Source organism: Streptomyces albipurpureus (assembly GCF_023701525.1).
GTDB lineage: Bacteria > Actinomycetota > Actinomycetes > Streptomycetales > Streptomycetaceae > Streptomyces > Streptomyces albipurpureus.
On the sequence record NZ_JAMQAW010000036.1, the window covers coordinates 11,941 to 34,775 of the forward strand.

A 22,835-nucleotide genomic window follows, 5' to 3' on the forward strand; every position below is an offset into this window, starting at 1 on the left:
CTGACTGTAAGGCCCGACCGGTCCGCACGCCCCTCGTCCAGCGCGCGACCGGTGGACGATTCGGCTCGGGACCGAACAGGGAACCGATGGCGTCCGACTGCATCCGGTGGGGCGGTTCGGCCGGAACCTTCGAGGAGGGTGCGTCCCCGGGGTCCGATCAGTCGGCCGCCACGCGCGGCCACCGAGGATGGGCGCCATCGCACCGGCCTGGCGGGCAGACTCGGCGCCGACGCGCAGAGGGCACGGCCGAGGCGTCCCGTGGTTGTCCCGTTACTGAGCCGAGGGAGGAACCGTGCTGAGCCAGGATGTGATCGCGGCCGATGTGGTGATCGTCGGCGCGGGCGCGGCCGGGCTCTCCCTGGCCCACGCCCTGACCGCACCCGGCGCCGGGCATCGCCCGTCCATCGTCCTCGTCGAAGCCCCCGACGGGCCCCTGCGCCCGCCGGACCGCACCTGGTGCTTCTGGGAGGAGGGTGACGGGGAGTTCGAGGAGGCCGTGCTCGCGTCCTGGCGGCGACTGCGCATCCACGGCCGGGACGGGGAGCGGATCGAACGCACCCTGCACTCCCTGCGGTACAAGATGATCCCCTCCCCCCGCTTCGCGGAGGTGGTGGGCGACCGGCTGCGCGACACCCCGCGGGTACGTCAGGTACGGGCCGTCGCACAGGAGGTCAGGAGCGTGCCCGAGGGGGCCGAAGTGCGGTGCACCACGCAGGACGGGCGTCTGCTGACCGTACGCGGACGGTGTCTCTACGACTCCCGCCCGCCGGCGCCACCACCCCCCGCCCGCACCACCCTGCTCCAGCACTTTCGCGGCTGGTTCGTCCATGCCGATGAACCCGCGTTCGATCCGAGCACCGTCGAGCTGATGGATTTCCGGGTGCCGCAACCCCGCCATGGGCTCGCCTTCGGCTATGTCCTCCCGCTGGGCCCGCGTGACGCACTGGTGGAGTACACGGAGTTCTCCCGGGCGCCGCTGTCCCGACAGGCCTATGAATCCGCTCTGGAGCTCTACACCCAGGAGGTGCTGAAGCTCGGCCCGATCGTGGTGCGCGGCGCGGAGGAAGGGGTCATCCCCATGACCGACGCCCGTTTCCGCCGTCGGGAGGGTCCGGCGCTCTTCCGTATCGGCGCGGCGGGTGGGGCCACCCGGCCGGCGACCGGGTACACCTTCTCGGCCGTGCAGCGGCAGACCCGGCGGATCGCGGCCACCCTGCGGGCCGGCGGGAGCCCCACCGCCCCGGCGCCGCACCCCCGGCGGGCGTTGGCCATGGACGCCGTACTGCTGCGGGCGTTGGACACCGGGCGGGTCGCCGGGCCCGAGTTCTTCACCGAGCTCTTCCGCCGTACCCCACCGGATCGGATGCTGCGCTTCCTCGATGGCCGCACCCGGCTGCTGGAGGACATCCGGATCGGGTTCGCCACACCCGTGGGTCCCATGCTGCGCACCGCGCTGGAGCTACCACTGCTGCGACGCGCGGCCGTCAGCGGCGGCAGGACCGACCGTGCGGTGGACCATCCAGGCTCCACCCACCGAGAAGAGAGGCACCGATGACGCTCCTGCGGGATCAGGATCTCGCCCATGCCTTTGACCACGCCGCGGGCACCTACGACCGCCTGGTGGCCATGAACCCGGGCTACCACGCCGATCTACGGCGCTCAGCGCGGCGGCTGCGACTGCCCGATGGCGGTGCGGGCCTGAAGCTGCTGGACATCGGCTGCGGTACGGGCGCCTCGACCGCGGCCCTGCTCAGGGCGGCGCCCCACGCCGAGATCACGGCGGTCGACGCCTCCGCGGGAATGCTGGAGCGGGCGGCGGCCAAGCACTGGCCGGGGCGGGTGCGTTTTGTGCACTCCCCGGTCGAGGAACTGACCCGGGCAGTCACCCCGGACACCGGTGGCGCCAGCGGGTACGACGCTGTCTTCGCCGCGTACCTGTTCCGCAATGTGACGGATGCGCAGGGGGTTCTCGCCTCGGTCCGCGCACTGCTGCGGCCCGGAGGGCGGCTGGCCGTCCATGAGTACAGCCTCAGTGGCTCGGCGGCCCATCGAGCGCTCTGGACCGCGCTGTGCCGGGGGGTGATCATCCCGGCCGGCACCCTGACCGGTGACCGTGAGCTCTACCACCACCTCTGGCGCAGTGTGCTGGCCTTCGACACCGCGCCGCGGTTCGCCGCCCGGCTGGCGGGCGCGGGAATGGACGACACCCGGATCGTGCCCATGGCCGGTTGGAGCACCGGCATCGTCCACACCTTCCTGGCCCGGCGTGGCCCCGCCCAGCCGGACGGGGTGGCTTCCCCATGCTGAAGCGCGCGCCGAGGCGGGGCAGGGACCGTAGGGCCGAGGTCCTGATGCCGGCGCCCGGCCGTGGGCGCTGTGCGGGTGAGGGCCCCGAAACGGCCGTCGTAGGCGGGGGGATCGCCGGCCTGGCGGCTGCGGTGGCCCTCGCCGAACGCGGCGTACGGGTGACGCTGTACGAACGCGAACCCGTCCTGGGGGGCCGGCTCGCCGGCTGGCCGGAGCGACTGGCCGATGGCTCCACGGTGACGATGAGCCGGGGATTCCACGCCTTCTTCCGGCAGTACTACAACCTCCGGGGGCTGCTGCGCCGCGCCGATCCCTCGCTCTCGCTGCTGACCGGGCTGCCGGACTATCCGCTGCGGCACCGCGCCGGGCTGACCGACAGCTTCGCCCGGGTGCCGCGCACACCGCCGTGGAGCGCGCTGGGTTTTGTGGCGCTGAGCCCCACGTTCGGGTGGCGGGACCTGGCCCGGATGGACCCGCGGGCGGCGCTGCCGTTGCTGGATGTCCGGGTGCCCGCGGTCTACGAGCGGTTCGACCAGGTCAGCGCCTGGGACTTCCTCGCCGGTATCCGCTTCCCCGAGGCGGCCCACCATCTGGCGTTCGAGGTCTTCTCCCGGAGTTTCTTCGCCGACCCGCGGGAGCTGTCGGCGGCCGAGTTGCTGGTGATGTTCCACATCTACTTCCTCGGCTCATCGGAGGGGCTGCTCTTCGACGTCCCGAACGAGCCCTATCCAGCGGCCCTGTGGGACCCGTTGGAGAGCTATCTGACCCGGCTCGGCGTACGGGTGGAGAAGGGCACCCCCGTGGACGGCGTACTGCCGGAAGAGGGTGAGGGATTGCTGCTGGAGGCGAAGGGGCGGTCGCGGCGGTACGACGCTGTGGTGTTGGCCCTCGATCCGGGTGGGCTGCGTCGGGTGGTCGGGTCTTCCCCCCGGTTGGGGGACGCCGCGTGGCGCGGGAACATCGCCTCGCTGCGCACCGCGCCGCCGTTCGTGGTCTCCCGGCTCTGGCTGGATCGTCCGGTACGGGCCGATCGGGCCGGGTTCCTGGGCACCAGCGGGTACGACGGGCTCGACAATGTGAGCGTGCTGGACCGCTGGGAGGGCGAGGCGGCTCGATGGGCGGCGCGCACCGGTGGCTCGGTGGTCGAGTTGCACGGGTACGCGGTGGCTGAGACCGCGGATCGCGCGCTGGTTCAGAAGCGGCTGCTGGCCCGACTCCACGAGGTCTATCCGGAGACCGGGGAGGCCGGGATCGTCGACGTACGGCATGAGTGGCGGGCGGACTGCCCGCTCTTCCCGGTGGGCGGGTTCCGGGCCCGACCGACCGTACGCACTCCTCATCCGGGTGTGATGGTGGCGGGCGATGTGGTGCGCACCGAGTTGCCGGTGGCGCTGATGGAGCGGGCGGCGACGACCGGGTTCCTGGCGGCGAACGCCCTGCTGGAGCGTTGGGGCGTACGCGGGCATCCGTTGTGGACCGTGCCCCGACGGGGTCGGTCGGGGGTGCTTAGGGCGCTGGCCGCGCTGGGGTAGGGGTTCCGGGTCGGGCGGGCGCCCGACCCGGTGGTGTTCCACGGCGGGGGGCCTCAGCCGGGGAAGCGGCCGGTGCTGCGGAGCAGCCAGCGTCGTTCCGCGTAGGCCAGATCGTCCCGCCAGAGCCTCCCGGCGGCCCAGCGCATCACCGGTCGTAGCAGGGGTGCCGCGCTCTGGGCGACGGCGAAGCCACGACGGTCCGAGGTGGCCACCACCGCCTCCACGACCGCGGTGCGCGGGTTGCCCCGCGCGTCCGGTGCCAGTGGGGTGGCATGGGTCTCCACCACCGAGGTCGCCCCCTCCCCCTCGGTGATGTGCATGACCACGGTACGAGGCTCCGGGGCGGAGAAGACCGCACGGACCGGCACCACGAGCCGACCGGCCACCTTGAAGGAGACATCGACGGCGAAGGCGTCCTCGGAAGCGTCCTCGACGGTGGAGGAGGCCTTGTGCTCGGGCGTCTGGGCGACCGTCAGATCCACAAAGGAGTACGGGTGGAACCAGGCTCCGTGCCAGGGGTCGAGCCGGTTGGCCACGATGTCCTCGGGTTCGCATCGCCCCACGGTGGTGAACACCGCGTCCACCGCGGCCCCGGCGGGCCGCTCGGGCACCACCGGCCGGTCGAGTGGTTCCTCGCCACCGAGGGCATCGAGCCGAACCCAGACCAGGACCCCGTCGTCGTACGCCGGGTAGGGCTCCCAGCCGGCGAAGGGGCCGCCGTCCAGCGCCAGGCCGTGCCAGTGGCAGACGAGGGTGCCGCAGGCGACCCGGCTGTCCTTGAGCGGGGCGCCCAGATGCGGGCAGGCGCCGGGGCCGGCCTTCAACTCGCCGGATCGGGCGCGCCAGACGACGACCTCGACCCCGCCGACGGTCCGGCCGAAGGGGCGGTCGGCGGTGATCTCGCGGGAGGCGCCGATGACGTACCAGTTGCCGCTGGGGCGGGCGCTGGCCCGTTTGAGTGCGGCGTCGATCAGGGCGGGCTTCGCCTCCCGCCAGGTGGGGGCCTGCCGTTCCCAGGGCACCTTGCCACCGGTGCGCAGCGGTAGCGATCGGCGACGGGGCTTTCGCGGTGGCGCTGGGCGGCGGGCCCGATCACGGGGAGCGCGGTCGTTCATCGTCCCCACCGTGCCCGCTGGTGCGACGCGGTCACGGCCACCGGGGGGGTCGGTGCCGGGCGCGCTGGGATCCCGCGGGCACGTAGTCGGGCCCCGGCGATGGCGGCCAGCCCACCGAGCGCCACCGCTGCCCGGCGCCTGCGCGGCACCACGGAACGGCGGTGGAGCACCCTGAAGTCGTCATCGGCGATGGCCTCCAGGATGGAGCCGTAGAGCGTGAACGCCGTCCGGATGCAGGGCCGGGCGCGGGGGTCGAGCATGTCCACTCCCGGTTCGGCCTCCCGGTAGACGCCCTTGGTCAGCTCGGAGGCAGCCAACAGGGCTTGGCGGATGCGGGGATCGGTGCGGCCGGTCTCCCGGCTCCAGTACAGCAGTTCGCGGTCGACGCCATGGGCGGCCAGGAGGTCCTCGGGCAGATAGACCCGGCCCCGGTCCAGGTCTTCGCCCACATCGCGGAGGAAGTTGGTCAGTTGGAAGGCCACCCCGAGGGCGGCGGCATGGGGCGCCGCTTCCTCGCGGGGCACCACCGTGCCCAGCACCGGCAGCATCTGCAGTCCGATCACGGCCGCCGAGCCATGCATATAGCCGCTCAGATCATCGTAGGTCGGGTAGTGGGTGACCTCCAGATCGCTGCGCATGGAGTGCATGAAGTCGGCGAAGAGCCGGGCGGGGATGTCATGGGTGCGGGCCGTGTGGGCGAGCGCGCGGACCACCGGTTCGGTGCTGTGGCCGTCGCGCAGCCCGGTGGCGAGCTGCCGTTCGAGGTCGGCCAGGGCACGGTCGCGCTCCTGGGGTGGCGCGCCCGAATCGAGGTCGTCGACGATGTCATCGGCCCAGCGGGCGAAACCGTAGAGCGCGTGGACGGCCGATCGGCGCTCGACGGGGAGCAGCCGGGTGGCGAGGAAGTAGGTCTTCCCGTGCCGGGCGTTGAGGAGTCGGCAGTGGGTGTAGTCGGCGCGCAGCTCCGGGTCCGTGATGCCTCCCGCATCGAGTTCTCGCCGGGTCATCGGATCTGCCTTTCCGGGTGCGGGGCCGTACCGCTCGACAGTGGCGCGGGTACGGGTGCGGCCTGGGTACGGGTGCGAGTGCGGGGGCGCTGGGCGAGCCCGGTGATACGGGCGGCGGCGAGCTTTCCGGAGATCAGGACCGTGGGGACGCCGACTCCCGGGGTGGTGCCGCAGCCGGCGAGCACGGCGTTCTCGATGCCGCGCACCAGGTTCCGCGGCCGGAAGGGGCCGGTCTGGGCGAAGGTGTGCGCGGCGGAGAAGGGGGTGCCCGCCGCATGGCCCTGGGCGGTCCAGTCGGCGGGTGTGACCAGTTGTTCCGCCTCGATGGAGGCGCCGAAGCCATCGAGTCCCCGGCGCTCCAACTCGGCGATCAGGCTGTCCCGGTAGCGCGGGGCGAGACCCTCCCAGTCGGCGGCCGACGGGCCGGTCTCGGTGTTGGGGCAGGGCGCCAGGACGTAGTGCAGATGCCGGCCGTCGGGGGCGAGGGAGGGATCGTGGGTGGTGGGTCGGGTGATCAGGAGCGAGGGATCGCTCATCAGCTGACCGGTGCGGGTGAGCTCGTCGAAGGTGCCCTTCCAGGCATCGCCGAACGAGATGGTGTGATGGCCGAGTTCGGGCCAGGTGCGATTGGTGCCCGCATGGATGATCACGGCGGACGGGGAGTGCCGCAGCCGGATCGGGCGGCGGGGGGTGCGGCCCAGCAGCGAGTAGACCACGGGTAGGTCGGGGCTGAGGACGACGGCGTCGCAGGCCAGTTCTTCGCCGGAGGCCAGCTGTACGGCGGTGACCCGGCCGCCGGAGCGGCGCAGGCCGCTGGCCTCGGTGTCGTAGTGGAAGACCGCGCCCGCGTCCCCTGCCGAGTCGGCCATCGCGCGGGGGAGGGCGTGCATGCCGCCGCGCGGGAAGTAGACGCCGGCCACCGTGTCCATATAGGCGATCACGGCATAGGCGGCGAGGGCTCGGGCGGGCGGTACTCCGGCGTAGAGGGCCTGGAAGGAGAAGACCCGGCGCAGTCGGGGGTCGGCGAGGAAGCGGCCGATCTGGCCGTCGAGGGTGCCGAAGGCGCGAAGGGCGGCGAGCCGGGCGAGGTCCGGGTGGAGGAGTTGGAGGGGCGAGTCGAAGTTGGTGTCGATAAAGCGACGCATCTGGGCCTGGTAGAGGGCCTCAAGCCAGTGGCGCAACCGACGGTAGCCGGCCGCTTCGCCCGGACCGGCGAAGCGGCGGATCTCCTCTTCCATGGCGTCCGCGCCGGTGTGCACGTCCAGTTGGGAGCCATCGGCGAAGCGGGCGTGGTAGGCGGGGTGCAGTTCGGTCAGCTCCAGGCGGTCGGCCAGCGAGTCACCCACCGCGGCGAAGGCCTCATCGGCGAGTTCGGGCATGGTCAGAACGGTGGGGCCGGTGTCGATGTGATAGCCGCCGACGCGGGTGCGGCCGGCGCGGCCACCGGGCTGCGATGAGCGTTCCACGACCGTCACCCGACGCCCGGCGCCCAGCAGATGGAGGGTGGCGGCCAGCCCGGACAGACCGGCTCCGATGACGACCACATGGTCGGTTGCTCCGCGTACGGTCTTCATTCCCGGCCTCCGATGGGTGGGGTTGCCCGATGGCCCGGGGTGGGGGGAGCGCTCTGGTCGGTGGTCCGGACGGGGCCTTCGGTTCCCGACGGTGTCCGGGCGTGGGCCAGGGCGGGCTCTTCGACACCGCTGGGTCGCGGTGCCGCGTGGGGCGCCTTGGCTTCGGGCTGTGGGGCGTCGCCAGCGGTCTCAGCGGCTGGGGTGCCCGCGGCCCGTTCGATGAGCCGGGTCAGCGCGGGGACGATGTGCGGCTCGCACCGTACGGAGTTGAGATGGCGGATGCCCAGTTCGACCAGTCGGCCGATCTTGTCCTCGACGGCGGCGCGCGCTCCGGTCCGCTCGATGGCGTCGCGCAGGGCGGCCAGTTCGGTGTCGCTGAGCGGTGTGGGACGGGGTTCGCGAGTGAGCGCTCGGACCGCGTGGTGATCGCCGGTCGACTTCGCCAGTTGGACGGCGGCGGCGCGCAGATAGGTGGGTTTTCCGTCGCGGAGATCGTCGCCGGATGGCTTACCGGTGATCGCCGGGTCGCCGAAGACACCGAGCAGGTCGTCCCGCAACTGGAACGCGATGCCCGCGCAGCGACCCGCCGAGCGGAGCGCGGACGTGGTGGCCTCATCGGCTCCCGCGAGGGCGGCGCCCAGCGCGAGCGGGCGTTCCACGGTGTAGAGGGCGCTCTTGAGCCCGGCGATCCGGACGGCCTGGGCGACTTCGGATGAGCGGTTGGCCTGGGCGTGCATATCGAGGTACTGACCCGCGACCAGTTCCGTGCGCATCGCCTGCCATTCCTGGTGGACGCGCATGCCCTGGACGCAGGAGAGCGCGGTGACGGTCATCAGGTCATCGGCCCAGGACAGCGCGAGGTCACCGCAGAGCACGGCGGCCGCGGTGCCGAAAGACGCACTCGATCCGCGCATCCGGGCGTGGGCGTGCAGTTCTGCGAATCCGGCGTGGACGGCGGGGGCGCCCCGGCGTATCGGTGATTCGTCCATGACGTCGTCGTGGATCAGGGCACAGCCCTGGAGGAGTTCGAGCGCGGCTCCGAGCTGGAGGGCCGCATCGGCCTGAGGGCCGTCGGCGGTGCCTCCGCCGACCCGCCAGCCCCACCACACAAACCCCGCTCTCAGCCGCTTGCCGCCGCGCAGTACGAAGTCGGCGAGCCTTCCGGCCACCTCTTCGGCGAAGACGGAGTCGATGCGGGCGGCTTGGTCGACGCGGTCTCGTAGATGCTGTCGAAGGACCTTCTCAACGGCGGCGGCGAGACCGGATTCGGCACCTGGGCCCGCTGCCGGTGGGGTACCGGGCAGCGGATCGCGGAGCCGGCTGCCCATGTCCAGCGGGATCGCCTTGGCTGTCGGCGCTGTCGGTGTTTCCGGTGCCGTTGGTGTTTTCGGTGCCTGAGCGGGTTGGGCCGGCTTCGGCTGGGATGTCCGCGTCGCCTGTGTTGGCTGTGTCGTCTGTGTTTCGATCATGCATACCCCCTTCGTTCGTTGCGACGAATGCACTGGACACTGACTGTTCGGCCAAAACCGCGTGTCTGGATGCGGTGATGTCTGCCCGTTCGGCGCGGAACCTGGCGTTGCTTCGCCCCTATGGGCGCGTCAGGGCGCCGAAAGAGCGGGCGGGGGCGGCCGGGGTGCCGAGCCATGAGCGGGCCGGAGCGCGGTGGGGCAGCGCGCCGCAGAGCCACCGTGCGGCGGTGGACTCGGATGGCGCGCGGGTGGACCCGGGCGCCCGCAGGGGAGGTCGACGCGGTGGGTGGCAGTCCGCTCCTGGAGAGGCCGCGCCGGCGCAGCGGGTGAGCTGATCAGCCTGGGTGGCGATCCCCTGCGGGGGCGGCGGCGCGGAGCCTCTGCCGTCGGCTCCTACCGGGCGAGCAGCCTGGGGGCGACGGACGCGCCGGGGCGCGGTGGCCCGTCCGCTCAGTCTTCGGAGCAGCTGAAGTCGTCGGGCGAGGTGTTGATCCGGGTCAGTAGGCCGCGCAGAGTGGCGCGTTCCCGGTCGGAGAGGTCGGTGAACAGCTCCCCTTCGACCTCCGCGAGGACCTCGTCCGATCTGCGCAGGGCGGCGACCCCGGAAGGCGTTATCTCCACGATATGGCGGCGGCGGTCCGCGGGATCGCGGCGACGCAGGGCGAGCTCCTCGCGCTCCAGGTCGTTGAGGACGGCCACCAGCACGCTGGGGTCGACCTCCAGCATGTCGATCAGCGCCTGCTGGCTCACCGGGCCGGAGTCCAAGTGCTTCAACGTCATCATGTGCCGGGGGGTGAGCCCGCTGGAGACCAGCGCGCTCCGCAGCAGCACCTGGGCGCTTGCACCATGCCTGGCCAGCAGAAAGGCCAGACCCTCGACCATCTCTTCCGCCTTGCGCGCCACCATATCAATACCCTAACAGGCCTCCATTACCCGGATCCTTCAATCGTTGTTATGGTTCAACGATATTTTGAGTTCAACTATAGGAGGTCCCCATGTATGTCGCCTATGTGGTCGTCGCCGTGCTGTTCGCCCTGATCCTCGCCGGCTCCGGGCGGGGCAAGTTGGTCCGGGAGAAGCGGGTGACCGAGACCATCACCGGGCTCGGTGTGCCGCTGAGCTGGTTCGTTCCCCTGGCGCTGCTGGAGATCGCCGCCGCCGTCGGCCTGCTCGCCGGCATCTTCTACCGCCCGCTCGGCATCGCCGCGGGCATCGGCGCGGTCCTCTACTTCGTCGGAGCCGTGATCGCCCATCTGCGGGCCAAGGACACCAAGGGCACCGTGGCCCCGGGTGTGATGCTCCTCTTCTCCGCCGCACCGGTGGTCCTCGGCTTCCTGTCCCTGTGAAACCCGCCGCGCCGGGGCGAGCCCGCCTTCGCAGGTCCGCCCCCCGGAGCTTTCCCGGGTCCGGCTCCCGGAGCTTTCCCGAGTCCGGCGCCAAGAGCGGGAGGGCCCGCGGCACAGGGGCCTGACCAGGCGCGCCGGCTACCGGATCGAACCCAGGACCACGAGCGCTTCTTCCAGGCCAAGGGGCCGGACCGTGCCCGGCACATGGGGGCCGGCCCAGCCCGGGCCGGCCGTCAGTACCAGGGGCGCTCGACGGGCGCCGCGCACGCCCCAGCGCATCCCGGCGACATGCTGGGCGAGCGGCCGACTCGCCGTCGTACGGGACTGCGCCCACAACACCACCGCCGCCGGCCCCATTCTGCGAACCGCTCCGTCCAGCGCCTCGAAGGGCAGTGCCGCACCGAACATCCGCACCGGGAGGTCGCGTTCCATCAGGGCGGCGGCCAGGGCCTCCAGCGGGAGCGTGTGCCCCTCCCCGGGTACGCAGGCGAGCAGTACGGGTGGGCCCGCCCGTACCGGTGACGGTGCCGCATGGGTTCGGCGCAGCGCGCTGGAGACATGCCAGGAGAGCAGGTGCTCGACCTCGATATAGCGTTCGCCGACGCTCTCCCACTTGCGGCCCACGGCCATCAGCGTGGGCACGATGACCTCGTTCCAGGCCGTGACCAGCCCGTGGTCGGCTATGGCCGAGGCGAGCAGGTCGTCCACGGAGTCGGCGTCAAGCCGCAGTGCCGCCCGGGCCAGTCCCCGGCACTCCTGGCGTACGTCCGCGAGTTGTAGGCCCGTGCCGCCACCGCGGCGACGGCCGCCCTCAGGCGCGGCCCCCGGTCGCCCGGCCGGCGAAGGCGTACGGTCCGCCCGCTCGGTGGTCGCCGAGGTACGGGCGATACGGGCGGCCTCGGCCGGTGGGAGGCCCGTACTGGTCAGGGCGCACATCCGCGCGAGCACCGCGATGTCCGGTTCCCGCCAGCGCCGGTGCTTGCCGCCCACATGGGCCGCGGGTCCTATCCCGTACCGCTGGTCCCAGGAGCGCAGGGTGGTGGGAGCGACGCCCAGGCGTCTGGCCACCGCCCCCGTGGTGAGGCCGGCGCCATCGCCGACCGGCTCGGTGCGAGTGCCCATCGATGGATCATACGACGCATGAACGACGCATGTTGAACGCCGCGTTTGTGGAACCCAACACTGGGACACCCGCCCCGGGACGCCCCCGTTGTCCCGGGTCGGGTCGCACAGAACGGAGCCGGGCCGCCCCGGACGGCCCGCCCCGAACCGGGCAGAGGGAGCGATGGCATGGGCACCACATCACTGTCCGGACCGTCCGGGTCGGCCGGCCTCCGCCATCCGCCGGTCGAGGAGACGCGGGAGTGCGAACTCCTCGCCGCCGGGCTGCTGAACGGTGACGAGCGATGCTTCGCGGCCATCTACCGGCGTTGGGGACCCCTGGTGCACACCCTTGCCTCCCGCACCCTCGGGGACGCCCGCGAGGCGGAGGACGTCACCCAGCAGGTGTTCCTCGCCGCCTGGCGCGGGCGCGGCGGCTTCCGGCCGGAGCGCGGTCCCCTCGGCGCCTGGCTGGTGGGCATCACCCGTCGTAAGACCGTGGACGCGCTGGCCGCCCGCAGCCGGCGCGGTGAGCTGGCCACCGCTGCCGCGCAGTCCCCCGCCCGGCGCTCAGCCCACGATGTCGCCGCCTCTCCGGAGAGTGCGTTGGACCGGGTGCTCATCGCCGATGAGCTGAGCAGGCTCCCCGGGCCTCAGCGCGAGGTGCTGTGCCTCGCCTTCTACGAGGACCTCACCCAGGCACAGATCGCGGAGCGAACCGGTATCCCCCTGGGCACCGTGAAGAGCCACGCACGACGTGGACTGCATCGACTGCGTCGGCGGATCTCCGAGGGCGGCGAGAGCGGCGGCTGACCCGCCTCACCCGGCGCGGTGGCGATCAGCGACAACGGGTGCGGTCGGTAGCGCTGGAGTCCTGCGCCCCAGGACCGGTTGACCGTCGCCGAACCGGCACGCGGTCAGCCCCGGTGATGGCGGTGTCGGGGCTTTCCATCGGCCGTGCCGGTGCGGAGTTAAGGAGCAGCGCGTGGCCGAGCACCTCGATCCGGAGGAGATGGTCGAGCTCGCCCTGGAACGGGTGTCCCCGCACGCGGCCGACCCCCGACTCGGGCACATCGCCCGCTGTCAGAGCTGTCGAGCGGAGTGGGCCGAGCTCCGTCGGGCGGCGCAGGCGGTACGCGACATCACCGCGGCGGACCTGCCGTCCCTCCCGCCCGAGCATGTGTGGGATTCCATCGCCCGCCAGCTCGGTCCCTGCTCACCGCCGCCCGGTGCCCGCCGCCCACCCCCCGTGCGGCGCTGGTCCACGGGGGCGCGCGGGCGGCTCGCCGCCGTCTGTCTGACCGCGGCCTTCTTTCTGGGCGGCGCGGTGATCTGGTGGGGGCCGTGGGACCAGCCCGCCGCGGTCCGCCCCCAGCAGCGGACCCAACTCGCCCCCTTCGGCGCCCAGCGCGCGCTGGGCACGGTGGAACTGGAACAGCGGGCAGGTGGGGAGCGCAACCTGCTGGTACGGGTCCGGGGACTGCCAGCCACCGCCGGCTACTTCGAGGTGTGGCTGATGGATCGTACGGCGGGCCGGATGATCGCCCTCGGGGTACTGGGGCCGAGCGGTTCGGCCACCCTGCCGCTGCCCCGGGGCGTCGATCTCGCGGTGTACGCGTTGGTCGATGTGTCCGCTCAGCCCTACAACGGGAATCCGGCCCACTCGGGACGGAGTCTGGTCCGCGGCCCGCTGTCCTTGGGCATCCCGTCCCCGGCCGATCGAGCACCCATCCCGTGACCAGCGCCAAGGACGGGAGATGGGATGCGCATTACCGCCCGCTTCGGTGCATGGAGGGCCCGCGCGGGGGAAGCGTCCGCGATGGCGGCAACGTCATTTCCCGCACCCGGCAGCCCTGAGGCGACGGGGATGACCGGAAGGTGGTTCGGTTCGATGGCCGATGAGGCTCAGTTGTTCCTGCTCTCCGAGCGGAGTCCGCGGCTCGGTGCCGCGCTCGGCGCTGTGGGGGCGCTGGAGTGCGTGGACACCCCAGCCGTACGCGGCTGGCTCGACGCACACCGGATTCCCGCCTCGTCACCGCGGGTCAGGATCGTGCCGGCCGGGTCTGAGGTGCTGATCCCGGACGACGCCGACCGGCTTCCCGTCCCCCTGAGCGAGGAGGAGATCGAGCGGGTGCACAGCGAGTGCGCACCCCAGTCGATCACCGAGGTGGAGAGCGAGCTGCTGGCCTTCCGGGACACGGCCGAGGACTGGGAGGCGCTGGTGCTCCGGGCGCTCACCGCGGGTGTCCCCGCGCCCCGGATCGTGGAGCTGACCGGCCTGGAACCCCAGGACATCGCACGGCTGGCGCGGAGATGACGGATGGCCGCAGCCAGCGCCCCACCGATCGCCGCCACGCCCCCTGTGAGCACCGGCTGAGTCCGCACCGGCCGTCCGGTGCCACCCCGCGCCCGGTCACACCGGCGGCCGTCAGCGGTGCCGCGGCAGCTTGACCACCGTGACGAAGAAGTCGTCGATCTGCCGGATCGCCTGGATGAACTGGTCGAGGTCGACCGGCTTGGTGACATAGGCGTTGGCGTGCAGACGGTAGCTGCGCAGGATGTCCTCCTCAGCGGCCGAGGTGGTGAGCACGACCACGGGAATGTGGTTCAGATCGGGGTCCGACTTGATCTGCTCCAGGACCTGCCGGCCGTCGTACTTGGGCAGGTTGAGATCGAGCAGGATCAGATCGGGGCGCGGGGCGTCGGTGTGGTCGTTGCGGCGGTAGAGGAAGTCAAGGGCCTCCAGGCCGTCGCGTACGACATGGAGGGTGTTGCCGATCTTGTTGTCCTCGAAGGCCTCCCGCGTCATGAGCTCGTCGCCGGCGTCGTCCTCGACCAGGAGGACCTCAACCGGCTGGGTCTGGGGGACAGTGCTCATGAGGTGCTTCCTTCGGTGACGGGGACGGAGGCAGTTGCCGTGGGCGGTGCCGACGGATCGGCCGCGCCGGTGGGTGTGTCGGACGACGCGTCCTCGACGGTCCGCGTGTCCACGGGGAGGGTGAAGAAGATACGGGTGCCCTCGGTGTGCTCGGGGTCGACCCAGATACTGCCACCGTTGTGTTCAATGATCTTCTTGCACAGGGAGAGACCTATACCGGTCCCACTGTAGGTATCGCGGCTGTGCAGACGCTGGAAGATGACGAACACCTTGTCGGCGAACTCCATCGGGATCCCGATGCCGTTGTCCATGACCGCGAACCGCCAGACGCCGTTCTCCTCGTCGCGTTCGACGGTGACCGTGATCCGCGGAGCCCGGTCAGGGCTGCGGAACTTGATGGCGTTGCCCAGCAGGTTCTGCCACAACATGGCGAACAGGGTCGGATCACCCTGGATGGTGGGCAGTTCGGCGAGCTTGTCGATCGTCGCGCCGGAGTCGGCCACCGCGACGGAGAGATCCCGTACGGCCCGGTCGAAGCTGTCTTCGAGCGCGACGGTCTCGGTGCTGTCGTGGAGCCGCCCCACCCGGGAGAAGGTCAGTAGGTCATTGATCAGGATCTGCATGCGCTTGGCGCCGTCGACGGCGAAGTTGATGTACTGCGTCCCTCGCTCGTCGAGCTTGTCCCCGTAGCGCCTCTCCAGCAGCTGGCAGAAGGACGCCACCTTGCGCAGCGGCTCTTGGAGGTCATGCGATGCGACATAGGCGAACTGCTCAAGCTCCGCGTTGGAGCGCTCCAGTTCGACCCGCTGCTCCTCCAAGTCCACGGCCTGCTGAACGAGCGTGGCCTCGTTCCGCTTCGAGCTGGCCAGCTCGGTGACGACGCGCAGTCGCATGGCTTCGACGGACTCGGTGAGCATCTGCAGATCGGCCGGACCGCGAATCGGGATGTGGTGGTCGAACTCGCCGTCGGCAACGCGCTGGGAGGCGGCGCGCACGGCGTTGAGGGGGCGGCCCACGGCGTAGTAGATGAGCACCGCGAGGCCTACCGCCGCGGCCAGGAAGGTGACGAGGATCATCGCGAGGGCCATGTCCTGGTGACCGCGCGCCTCAGTGAGCTCGGTACGCCACTTCCGGCGCTCCTCCTGGAGTCGGGTCTCCTGGGCGTCGAGGGAGCCGCGCACCTCGTCGAAGGCCAGTTTGCCCGCTTGGGGGGCGCTGACCTCGCCCGTCTTACGGGCTGCGATGGCGGGGACGGCGAAGTCGCTGCGCCAGGTCTCCGCGGTCCGCTTCACCGCGGCCTGGTCGGCCGCGGGGCCGCGCTCCTGCCCCATCAGCTCGCCGAGCCGGGCCTGATGGCGCCTCTCCGCGGCCAGACCCCGGTGGTAGGGCTCCAGCAGATCGTCGTCACCGGTCAGCAAATAGCCCCGTACACCGGTCTCCTGGTCCAGCAGGGCCGCCTTGAGCTGGAACGCCTCGGCACGGGCGGGTGCGATGTCATCGACCAGATGGGCGTTGGCCCGCTCGGTCCGGTCCAGGGCGCTGGTGCCCACACTGGCGGCGATCGCGGCCACCACGCCCATGAGCACCAGGGCGAGCAGGAACCAGGCCTGGACGGTCAGCCCGCGAAAGCCCTTCCGGGGTCCCTTCCTGCGGGGAGTGGTCGGGGGGCTGGTGGTACCGGGGGTCACGAGTTCTCGTTCCATTCCAGGTGCAGGACCGCGATGTCATCGGATGGGCCACCGGCCTCCGCGGCCAGGAACTTCGCGGTGTTGAGGAGCACGTTGACGAATTCGTCGGCGGGCAGGTCGCGGTGCTGCCGGGCGATGTCGAGCAGTCCGTCCTCGCCCAGGCGCTCGGGGCCGGTCCCGGTCTTCCCCTCGATCAGACCGTCCGTGTAGAGGATGACCGAGCCTCCGCGGGGGACGCCTACCTGGGCGACGGGCCACTGCGCCGACTTGGGCAGCAGCCCCAGCACGGGCCCTGGCGGGACCTCTTCCAGCCTTACGTCAGCGGGGGTGCGGACCAGGAAGCCCGGGTGCCCGGCCCGCATCACCTCAATCGTCCGCTCGCCCCTGCTGAGGGTGAGGCTGGTCAGGGACGCGAAGATCTCCGGGCCCGAGCGCTCGGCGACAAGGACCTGTTCCAGCAGTTCGAGCAGTTGCTGACCACGTGTGCCGGCGAGGACGAAGGAGCGCCAGGCCACCCGGAGGCAGACGCCCAGGGCGGCCTCGTAGGGGCCGTGTCCTGATACGTCTCCGACGACGGCGTGGGTCATGCCGTCATGGGTCTGGACGACGTCGTAGAAGTCCCCACCGAGCAGCGCCTGGGCCCGTCCCGGCTGATAGCGGGCGGAGATCTGGACGCTGCCGTCGAGGAGCAGGGGGGTGGGGAGCAGGCCCCGCTCCAGTCGGCTGTTCTCCTCGGCGCGCAGCCGCTCGGCCTGAAGGGCCGCGGCTGACTGCTCGGTGTGCTTGCGCTGGATGGCGTAGCGGACGGCCCGGACGAAGAGATCGGGTTCCAGTCGGCCTTTGACCAGGTAGTCCTGGGCACCGGCGGCGACGGCGGCTAGCCCTGCCTCTTCCTCGGCGAGGCCGGTGAGCACCACCACGGCAGCGCTGTCGGCGACCGCGATGACCTTCTCCAGCGCTTCGAGCCCCTGGGCGTCCGGAAGGTGGAGGTCAAGCAGCACGCACTGGGGGCGCTCGGCCTTCAACAGGGGCAGCGCGTCCGCGAGGGATCGGGCCCACTGAAGGTCGAGGGTCACACCGCTGTCGGCGACGAGTTCGTCGACCAGCAGCGCGTCGCCCGCATCGTCCTCGATGAGCAGGACCGAGGGACGGCCCCCGCTCCACAGCACCCGGGAAGGGTCTTTGGCCGCCTGCGGCCGGGCGGCCCGTGTGCGCCCTTCCCTGGGCAGTTGCTGCGGTACGGCGACGATCTGTCTGCTGCTGTCGGGCACAGAGGTCTCACGGTGACTGGTCCCCATGGGCAGGGCGTCTCCTCTCGCGGCGGGCACTCCAGCTCACGGGGTCGCGGGGGTGCGTCCACACTGAGGCCATCGAACCATTGACCTGAAACAATATTTCACGCCTGAAACCTCGGCTGGGGGAATGCCCTCCCGCCCAGCATCTCGTGAGCATGCCCACCATCCCCGTGTGGGGTCGACTCAGGCACCAGGCGATGGGATCAGAACGGCCGGCCCACCATAGGGGGCCGGGCGGGGAAAAGGGAGACAGAGAACCACCTGGGGAGCGGTGTGCACCAGGGACGCACAGGTCAGGAAGGACGACAGGGCACCTTCCCCTTCTCGGCCGGATAACGCATGCGGCGGGCGGCAACTGCCCGACCGGATGCGTCCTCCCCATCCGTGGGATGTATCACCATCGCCCGGCGAGCGGCCAAGGGGGCATCAGCCTCCGATGACCCGGGATCGAACCATCTGCGCGACCACGCACGACACCCCAGGAGACACGGGACGACCACTGGCTGAAGACCCTCCCAGAGAAGACCTGGGACACCCCCGCGCCGGGTCGGGCGACTCGGCTGGCGGATACCTCGGCTGGGAGATGCCGAAGGGCTTCAGATGCCCGACCGGCATCTGAAGCCCTCGACCCGTGCACCCCGTCCGCTTCTTCGGATCACACTCCTGTGCCGCGCATCGCCGCCCGCGCCGGAAGTGCCGTCGCCCCCAGGGCGAGCACCGCGATGGCCGCCACGAACGACCCGTACACCAGCGGGGGCACATAGGGCGCCTCACCGGTCAGCCCCTTCATCATCGGGATCAGGGTCGCCAGGGCGATGGCCGAGCCCAGCACCACACCGGCGCCCGTCACCAGCAGCGCCTCCCAGCGGATCATCCCCATCACCTGGCGGCGCGTGGAGCCGATCAGCCGCAGCATGCCCAGCTCACGGCGGCGATCGAGCACCGTCATCACCAGGGTGTTGGCCGCCGCGATGGCCGCGAAGCCGCCGAGGATGGCCGCCATGGTCCGGTTGCCCCAGGCGCCCACCTCCCGCTCCGTGTTCTGGGCCGAGGCGTAGTCGCCCCGGTCGCGGACCGTGCCGAGGGCGGCGAGCCGCTCGGCCGCCTCCGGGGTGCCGCGTACCAGCAGGTCGTTCGGGTAGGGCGAGGTGACTCGGCCCGACAGGTCGGCCGCGGTCATGGTGACGTCGGAGAAGCCAAGGCCCCTGCCGTACGTCGCGACGATCTCGGGCTTGGCCTGGGTGCCGTCCGGCAGCCGGATCTCCAAGCGGTCTCCGATGCCCACACCGGCCCCATCGGCCACGGCGGCGTCCACCGCGATCCTTCCGGGTGCGAGCGCCCCCATCGAACCCTTGCGGACGTCAAGGTCCTGCACCTCGGTCAGCGCGGCCGGGTCACCGTGCAGGCCCTGAACGGATGCCGTCCGCCAGGAGACATCCCCCGCCGTCGCGGACGACACCAGAACCGAGGTCCGGACCAGGCCGACCGCCGCGGAGACACCGGGGACGCGTTCGGCCCGCTCGGCCGCGTCCATCGGCAGCCCACCCGGTGCGCTCACCAGGTGGTCGGCCGACATACCCGCCCGCTGCTGCTCCTCGGCGGCCCGGTCGGTACTGGTCTGAAGGAAGATCAGCACCGAGGAGAAGGACATCGCCAGCACGATCGGAGTCATCGCGGAGGCGAGCCTGCGGGAGTTGGTGCGGGAGTTGGCGGCGGCCAGCGAGGCCGAGGCGCCGGCCGCGCGCAGCGGAAGGCCGAAGAGTCCCGCACAGGCCCGGGCGATCAGCGGTCCGAGCAGGGCGACGGCGAGCATAAAGCTCATCACCACACCGAGTGCGGTGTTGGCCGCGTCCTCGCCGGAGGCGCTCGCCGAGATACCGGTGAGCACCACTCCCCCGGCCAGCGCGGCGATTCCCAGCGGGGTACGGACCTTGCCGAAGCCGACCCGTTCGACGGCCGCGTCGGCCAGCGCCTCACCGGGCTTGATCTTCGCTGGGCGGCGGGCCGCTGCCCAGCCGGCGAGCAGCGCGGTGACCAGGCAGGAGGCGACGGCGATCGACAACGGGAGCGGTGAGACGGCGAGTTCGACGGCCTGGGGGACGGCGCCCTTCTCCTTGAGCTGACCGAACCACCAGCTCGCCAGCGCCACTCCGGGCACACAGCCGATCACCCCCGCGAGCGGGGCCACCAGCAACCCCTCGGTGGCGATGGTTCGGCGGATCTGGCGCGGGGTCGCGCCGATCGCCCGCAATAGGGCGAACTCCCGCCGGCGCAGCCCGACCGAGAGCGCGACCGTGCCGGCCGCGGTGAACACCGCGACCATGGTGGCGATTCCGCCGAAGGACGCACCGAGCGCGATCAGTGCTTCCTTCGCCATGCCGAGGGAGAGGTCCTCCACCTCGCCCCTGGTTTCCTTGGTACGGATCTTGGCCTTGCCGTCCACCGCCTTGCGGACCTCCCCGGAGAGCTGGCCCGGTGAGACACCGTCCTTGGGCAGGACCGCGATCGCGTCCAGCTTCCCCGGGTGCCCGGAGAGCCCCACGGCCTGCGCTGTGCTGAACCAGGCGCCATCGCCCCGGGCCACTCCGGAGACCCGGAACTCACGCTCCCCCACCGGGGTTTCCAGCCTGACCCGTTGGCCGACCTTCGCGCCGCCCTCGCCGAGGACCACCTCACCGGTGCGGGGCGCGGCTCCCTCGGTCAACCGCGTACCGGTGAAGGCCGTCGCGTCCCATCCCTGGGCCGACAGGGGTGCTTTGTCCCGCTGAACGGGGAACACCACATCGCCGATGGCCGCCGCGACGCCGGGGGCCGCGGCCACGGCCGGTAGGAGCGAGTCATCCACCCTGGCCTTGTCGGGGATCTGGGCGTACTCGGTGGACTTCTCCTCGCCCGATCCGAAGGTGTGGCGGATCTGCTGGTCGGCGGCGACCACCACGGGCGCCTTCTCGTACCGGGCCGCCGGCACCTCGGCGCGGACACCGGTCTCCAGCATGATTCCGCAGGCGGAGACGATCACGGCCGTCATCATCAGCGCGACGAAGGTGCCGATGAACGCCGAAGGCTTGAAGCGAATCGCGGCCCGTGCCAGGCCGTTGGGGGCGAACATCAGGCCACGGCTCCGGCGTACGAGGGGGCGGGGGCGGTCAGATGGCGCATCCGGTCCGCGATCGTCGCCGGGTCCGCCCGGGTGAGGCTGTCGACGATCGAACCGTCGGCGAGGAAGAGCACCCGGTCCGCGTAGGCCGCGGCGACCGGGTCGTGGGTGACCATCACCACGGTCGCGCCGAGGCCATTCACGGCCGAGCGCAGCAGGTTGAGCACTTCGGCGGCGGTGGTGGTGTCCAGAGCGCCGGTCGGCTCATCGGCGAAGACCACATCGGGCTGGGTGACCAACGCCCGTGCCAACGCCACTCGCTGCTGCTGGCCACCGGAGAGTTCGGAGGGCCTGCGCCCGCCCTTGTCACCGAGGCCGACCTGTGTCAGCACCTCGGCGGCCCGGCGCCGATCGAGTCGGGCGCCCGCGAGTCGCATGGGCAGCAGCACGTTCTGTTCGACCGTGAGCGACGGCAGCAGATTGAACGCCTGGAAGACGAAGCCCAGCCGGGTGCGGCGCAGCAGGGTGAGCTTGTTCTCGCTCATCCCGGTGATCTCGGTCCCGCCGAGGCGTACGGACCCCTCGGTGGGGCGGTCAAGTCCGGCCGCGCACTGGAGGAAGGTGGACTTCCCGGAGCCGGAAGGGCCCATGACCGCGGTGAAGGTGCCGCGCGGCAGGACGAGGTCGATCCCGCGCAGGGCGTGGACGACACCTCGGCGGCTGCCGTACTGGCGGCGTACGCCACGGAGCTCGACCGCCGCCGAACCGTCCTGACCGTAGCCGCCGGGGGCCGCTCCCGATGTCTCCGACTCGTTCCGCCGCTTGCTGCGCCGCAGCCCCATGTCTTCTCCGCCTTCGATAACTGTGCTGGTCAACGCCTTAGACGCTACGGATCAAGGGGGCAGGGCAGCCATGGCGTTGACCAGTCGATCCGGGGTGGGGCTGCCCCTACCAAGGGGCCGGCGGCAGGCACCCGCGACAGACGCAATAGTTGCAATGTCAATCATTTGGTAAACTAATTACTGACGGTTTCTTGACGGCTCCTTGATGCACTTGACTGCTCTTGACGAAACACGTGAGGACGAGCCCATCGGACACGCAGACACCCTTATCGCCATGGGCGGCGCCTTTCTCGCGGCCGCCCTCCTTGCCCGCCTCGGTGGCCGTATAGGTCTGCCGACGATCCCCCTCTTCATCCTGGCCGGCATCCTGCTCGGCCCCCACACCCCCGGCATCGTGCTCCTGTCGGACCCGCACGATCTGGAAATGCTCTCGGCCCTCGGCCTGGTGCTGCTGCTCTTCTATCTGGGCCTGGAGTTCCATCTCGACGACCTCAAAGCGGGCGGCCGGAAGATGGCGCTCGCCGGAGGCGCCTACCTCCTGCTGAACGTCGGAGCGGGACTCGGCTTCGGTTTCGCGCTCGGCTGGGGCACCGGGGAAGCGCTGGTGCTCGCCGGTGTCCTCGGTATCTCCTCGTCCGCGATCGTGACCAAGGTCCTGGTCGACCTCGGCCGGATCGGCAACCCCGAGACCAAACCCATCCTCGGCATCATCGTGGTCGAGGATGTCTTCCTGGCCCTCTACCTCGCGGCCCTCCAGCCCATCCTGTCCGGTGCGGACAGTCTTTCGGCGGCTGTGATGGACGGCGGGAAGGCCTTTGGCTTCCTGCTCCTGCTCGCCCTGGTCGCACGCTTCGGCACCAAGGTGATCGGGCGGCTGATCAACACCCCCGACGATGAACTCCTGGTGATCTCCTTCCTGGGTGCCGCCGTCTTCATGGCCGGCGTCTCCGAGTGGTTCGGGGTCGCGGACGCCATCGGCGCCTTCATGGTCGGACTGATGCTCGGCAGCACCACGTCCGGGGACCGCATCCTCAAACTCGTCCACCCGCTGCGGGACGCCTTCGGCGCCATCTTCTTCTTCGGCTTCGGTCTCTCCATCGACCCGGGCGATCTGCCGTCCGTCATGTGGCCGGTGCTCGCGGCCGTCGCCGTGACCCTCGCCATGAACGTGTTCGCCGGACTGGCCGCCGCCCGGATCTACAACTTCGGCCCCGGCCCGGCCGCCAATATCTCCACCACCCTGCTGGCACGCGGTGAGTTCGCCCTCATCCTGGCGACGATGGCGGCCGCGGCCGGACTCGACGAGCGGCTCTCCCCCTTCATCGCGGGCTATGTCCTGGTCCTGGCCGTACTGGCACCCATGGTCGCCGGAAGGTCACATCTGCTCGCCCACTTCCTGCCGCAGGCGAAACAGCGAGAACCCGTCCCCTCATAGCCCAGTTGGCGCTGCCCGCCGGCGCTCCCGCCGCGTAGCGGAACCACCAGGTCTCGCCCAGCGGCGGCACGCGCGCCAGTTGCCGACCACGGCCGCGCCCAACAGCAGCCGATGCCCGCTCGCGTCGAGCCCGTCCGGGTCGATGCGAG

The 22,835-nt window shown here is 71.2% G+C and carries 19 protein-coding genes; 8 read left to right on the forward strand and 11 right to left on the reverse strand.

The window, feature by feature from the left end; all coding sequences use genetic code 11:
• Nucleotides 1-292 precede the first annotated feature (292 nt).
• From NBG84_RS27200 to NBG84_RS27210, 3 genes are read left to right on the forward strand one after another with little or no spacing between them, the layout of a single operon-like run.
• Nucleotides 293-1,555: a lycopene cyclase family protein gene (locus NBG84_RS27200; protein ID WP_250922259.1), complete on the forward strand. Its 1,263-nt coding sequence runs from the start codon at nucleotides 293-295 to the stop codon at nucleotides 1,553-1,555.
• Nucleotides 1,552-2,307 (forward strand): class I SAM-dependent methyltransferase, encoded by a 756-nt coding sequence (locus tag NBG84_RS27205; RefSeq protein ID WP_250922260.1) that lies wholly within the window; start codon nucleotides 1,552-1,554, stop codon nucleotides 2,305-2,307. The genes NBG84_RS27200 and NBG84_RS27205 overlap by 4 nt, the downstream gene beginning before the upstream one ends.
• The gene (locus tag NBG84_RS27210) at nucleotides 2,301-3,839 is read left to right on the forward strand and encodes an FAD-dependent oxidoreductase (RefSeq protein WP_250922261.1); all 1,539 of its coding nucleotides are present in this window, start codon (nucleotides 2,301-2,303) and stop codon (nucleotides 3,837-3,839) included. Before NBG84_RS27205 ends, NBG84_RS27210 begins: the two co-directional genes overlap by 7 nt.
• Nucleotides 3,840-3,892: 53 nt before the next feature.
• Here the strand turns inward: NBG84_RS27210 and NBG84_RS27215 are convergent, their stop codons facing one another.
• The 5 genes from NBG84_RS27215 to NBG84_RS27235 all read right to left on the reverse strand — a co-directional run bounded on the left by NBG84_RS27215 (nucleotide 3,893) and on the right by NBG84_RS27235 (nucleotide 9,910).
• Nucleotides 3,893-4,954, reverse strand: coding sequence for a Rieske (2Fe-2S) protein (locus NBG84_RS27215; protein ID WP_250922262.1), 1,062 nt, complete (start codon nucleotides 4,952-4,954; stop codon nucleotides 3,893-3,895).
• Nucleotides 4,951-5,961 (reverse strand): phytoene/squalene synthase family protein, encoded by a 1,011-nt coding sequence (locus NBG84_RS27220; RefSeq protein WP_250922263.1) that lies wholly within the window; start codon nucleotides 5,959-5,961, stop codon nucleotides 4,951-4,953. Before NBG84_RS27220 ends, NBG84_RS27215 begins: the two co-directional genes overlap by 4 nt.
• Nucleotides 5,958-7,535, reverse strand: a complete 1,578-nt coding sequence (locus tag NBG84_RS27225) for a phytoene desaturase (RefSeq protein WP_250922264.1) — start codon at nucleotides 7,533-7,535, stop codon at nucleotides 5,958-5,960. The genes NBG84_RS27220 and NBG84_RS27225 overlap by 4 nt, the downstream gene beginning before the upstream one ends.
• Nucleotides 7,532-8,863, reverse strand: a complete 1,332-nt coding sequence (locus NBG84_RS27230) for a polyprenyl synthetase family protein (protein WP_425608719.1) — start codon at nucleotides 8,861-8,863, stop codon at nucleotides 7,532-7,534. Before NBG84_RS27230 ends, NBG84_RS27225 begins: the two co-directional genes overlap by 4 nt.
• Before the next feature lie 591 nt (nucleotides 8,864-9,454).
• Nucleotides 9,455-9,910: a MarR family winged helix-turn-helix transcriptional regulator gene (locus tag NBG84_RS27235; protein ID WP_250922266.1), complete on the reverse strand. Its 456-nt coding sequence runs from the start codon at nucleotides 9,908-9,910 to the stop codon at nucleotides 9,455-9,457.
• 89 nt (nucleotides 9,911-9,999) lie between these two features.
• Here NBG84_RS27235 and NBG84_RS27240 point away from each other — a divergent pair, with 89 nt between their 5' ends.
• Nucleotides 10,000-10,350 (forward strand): DoxX family protein, encoded by a 351-nt coding sequence (locus tag NBG84_RS27240; RefSeq protein ID WP_250922267.1) that lies wholly within the window; start codon nucleotides 10,000-10,002, stop codon nucleotides 10,348-10,350.
• Nucleotides 10,351-10,488: 138 nt separating this feature from the next.
• On the opposite strand, the gene NBG84_RS27245 is transcribed toward NBG84_RS27240, so the two are convergent.
• Nucleotides 10,489-11,472 (reverse strand): MerR family transcriptional regulator, encoded by a 984-nt coding sequence (locus NBG84_RS27245; protein ID WP_250922268.1) that lies wholly within the window; start codon nucleotides 11,470-11,472, stop codon nucleotides 10,489-10,491.
• A gap of 168 nt (nucleotides 11,473-11,640) precedes the next feature.
• On the opposite strand from NBG84_RS27245, the gene NBG84_RS27250 reads away from it, so the two are divergent.
• The 3 genes from NBG84_RS27250 to NBG84_RS27260 all read left to right on the forward strand — a co-directional run bounded on the left by NBG84_RS27250 (nucleotide 11,641) and on the right by NBG84_RS27260 (nucleotide 13,768).
• On the forward strand, nucleotides 11,641-12,264 hold the full coding sequence (locus NBG84_RS27250; RefSeq protein ID WP_250922269.1) for an RNA polymerase sigma factor: 624 nt from the start codon (nucleotides 11,641-11,643) through the stop codon (nucleotides 12,262-12,264).
• A 172-nt stretch (nucleotides 12,265-12,436) separates the two neighbouring features.
• Nucleotides 12,437-13,189 (forward strand): anti-sigma factor, encoded by a 753-nt coding sequence (locus NBG84_RS27255; RefSeq protein WP_250922270.1) that lies wholly within the window; start codon nucleotides 12,437-12,439, stop codon nucleotides 13,187-13,189.
• 153 nt (nucleotides 13,190-13,342) lie between these two features.
• The gene (locus NBG84_RS27260; protein WP_250922271.1) at nucleotides 13,343-13,768 is read left to right on the forward strand and encodes a DUF6003 family protein; all 426 of its coding nucleotides are present in this window, start codon (nucleotides 13,343-13,345) and stop codon (nucleotides 13,766-13,768) included.
• Between the two features lie 111 nt (nucleotides 13,769-13,879).
• Here the strand turns inward: NBG84_RS27260 and NBG84_RS27265 are convergent, their stop codons facing one another.
• The 5 genes from NBG84_RS27265 to NBG84_RS27285 form a co-directional block, all read right to left on the reverse strand.
• A complete protein-coding gene (locus tag NBG84_RS27265) occupies nucleotides 13,880-14,329 on the reverse strand; it encodes a response regulator (protein ID WP_250922272.1) in 450 nt (149 codons plus the stop codon).
• Nucleotides 14,326-16,017 (reverse strand): sensor histidine kinase, encoded by a 1,692-nt coding sequence (locus NBG84_RS27270; RefSeq protein ID WP_250922273.1) that lies wholly within the window; start codon nucleotides 16,015-16,017, stop codon nucleotides 14,326-14,328. Before NBG84_RS27270 ends, NBG84_RS27265 begins: the two co-directional genes overlap by 4 nt.
• The gene (locus NBG84_RS27275) at nucleotides 16,014-17,315 is read right to left on the reverse strand and encodes a PP2C family protein-serine/threonine phosphatase (protein WP_250922274.1); all 1,302 of its coding nucleotides are present in this window, start codon (nucleotides 17,313-17,315) and stop codon (nucleotides 16,014-16,016) included. The genes NBG84_RS27270 and NBG84_RS27275 overlap by 4 nt, the downstream gene beginning before the upstream one ends.
• Before the next feature lie 652 nt (nucleotides 17,316-17,967).
• Nucleotides 17,968-20,421, reverse strand: a complete 2,454-nt coding sequence (locus NBG84_RS27280; RefSeq protein ID WP_250922275.1) for an ABC transporter permease — start codon at nucleotides 20,419-20,421, stop codon at nucleotides 17,968-17,970.
• Complete coding sequence (locus NBG84_RS27285; protein ID WP_250922629.1) at nucleotides 20,421-21,251, reverse strand: ABC transporter ATP-binding protein; 831 nt, start codon at nucleotides 21,249-21,251, stop codon at nucleotides 20,421-20,423. Before NBG84_RS27285 ends, NBG84_RS27280 begins: the two co-directional genes overlap by 1 nt.
• 274 nt (nucleotides 21,252-21,525) lie before the next feature.
• Here NBG84_RS27285 and NBG84_RS27290 point away from each other — a divergent pair, with 274 nt between their 5' ends.
• On the forward strand, nucleotides 21,526-22,686 hold the full coding sequence (locus tag NBG84_RS27290) for a cation:proton antiporter (RefSeq protein WP_250922630.1): 1,161 nt from the start codon (nucleotides 21,526-21,528) through the stop codon (nucleotides 22,684-22,686).
• The last annotated feature ends 149 nt before the right edge of the window (nucleotides 22,687-22,835 follow it).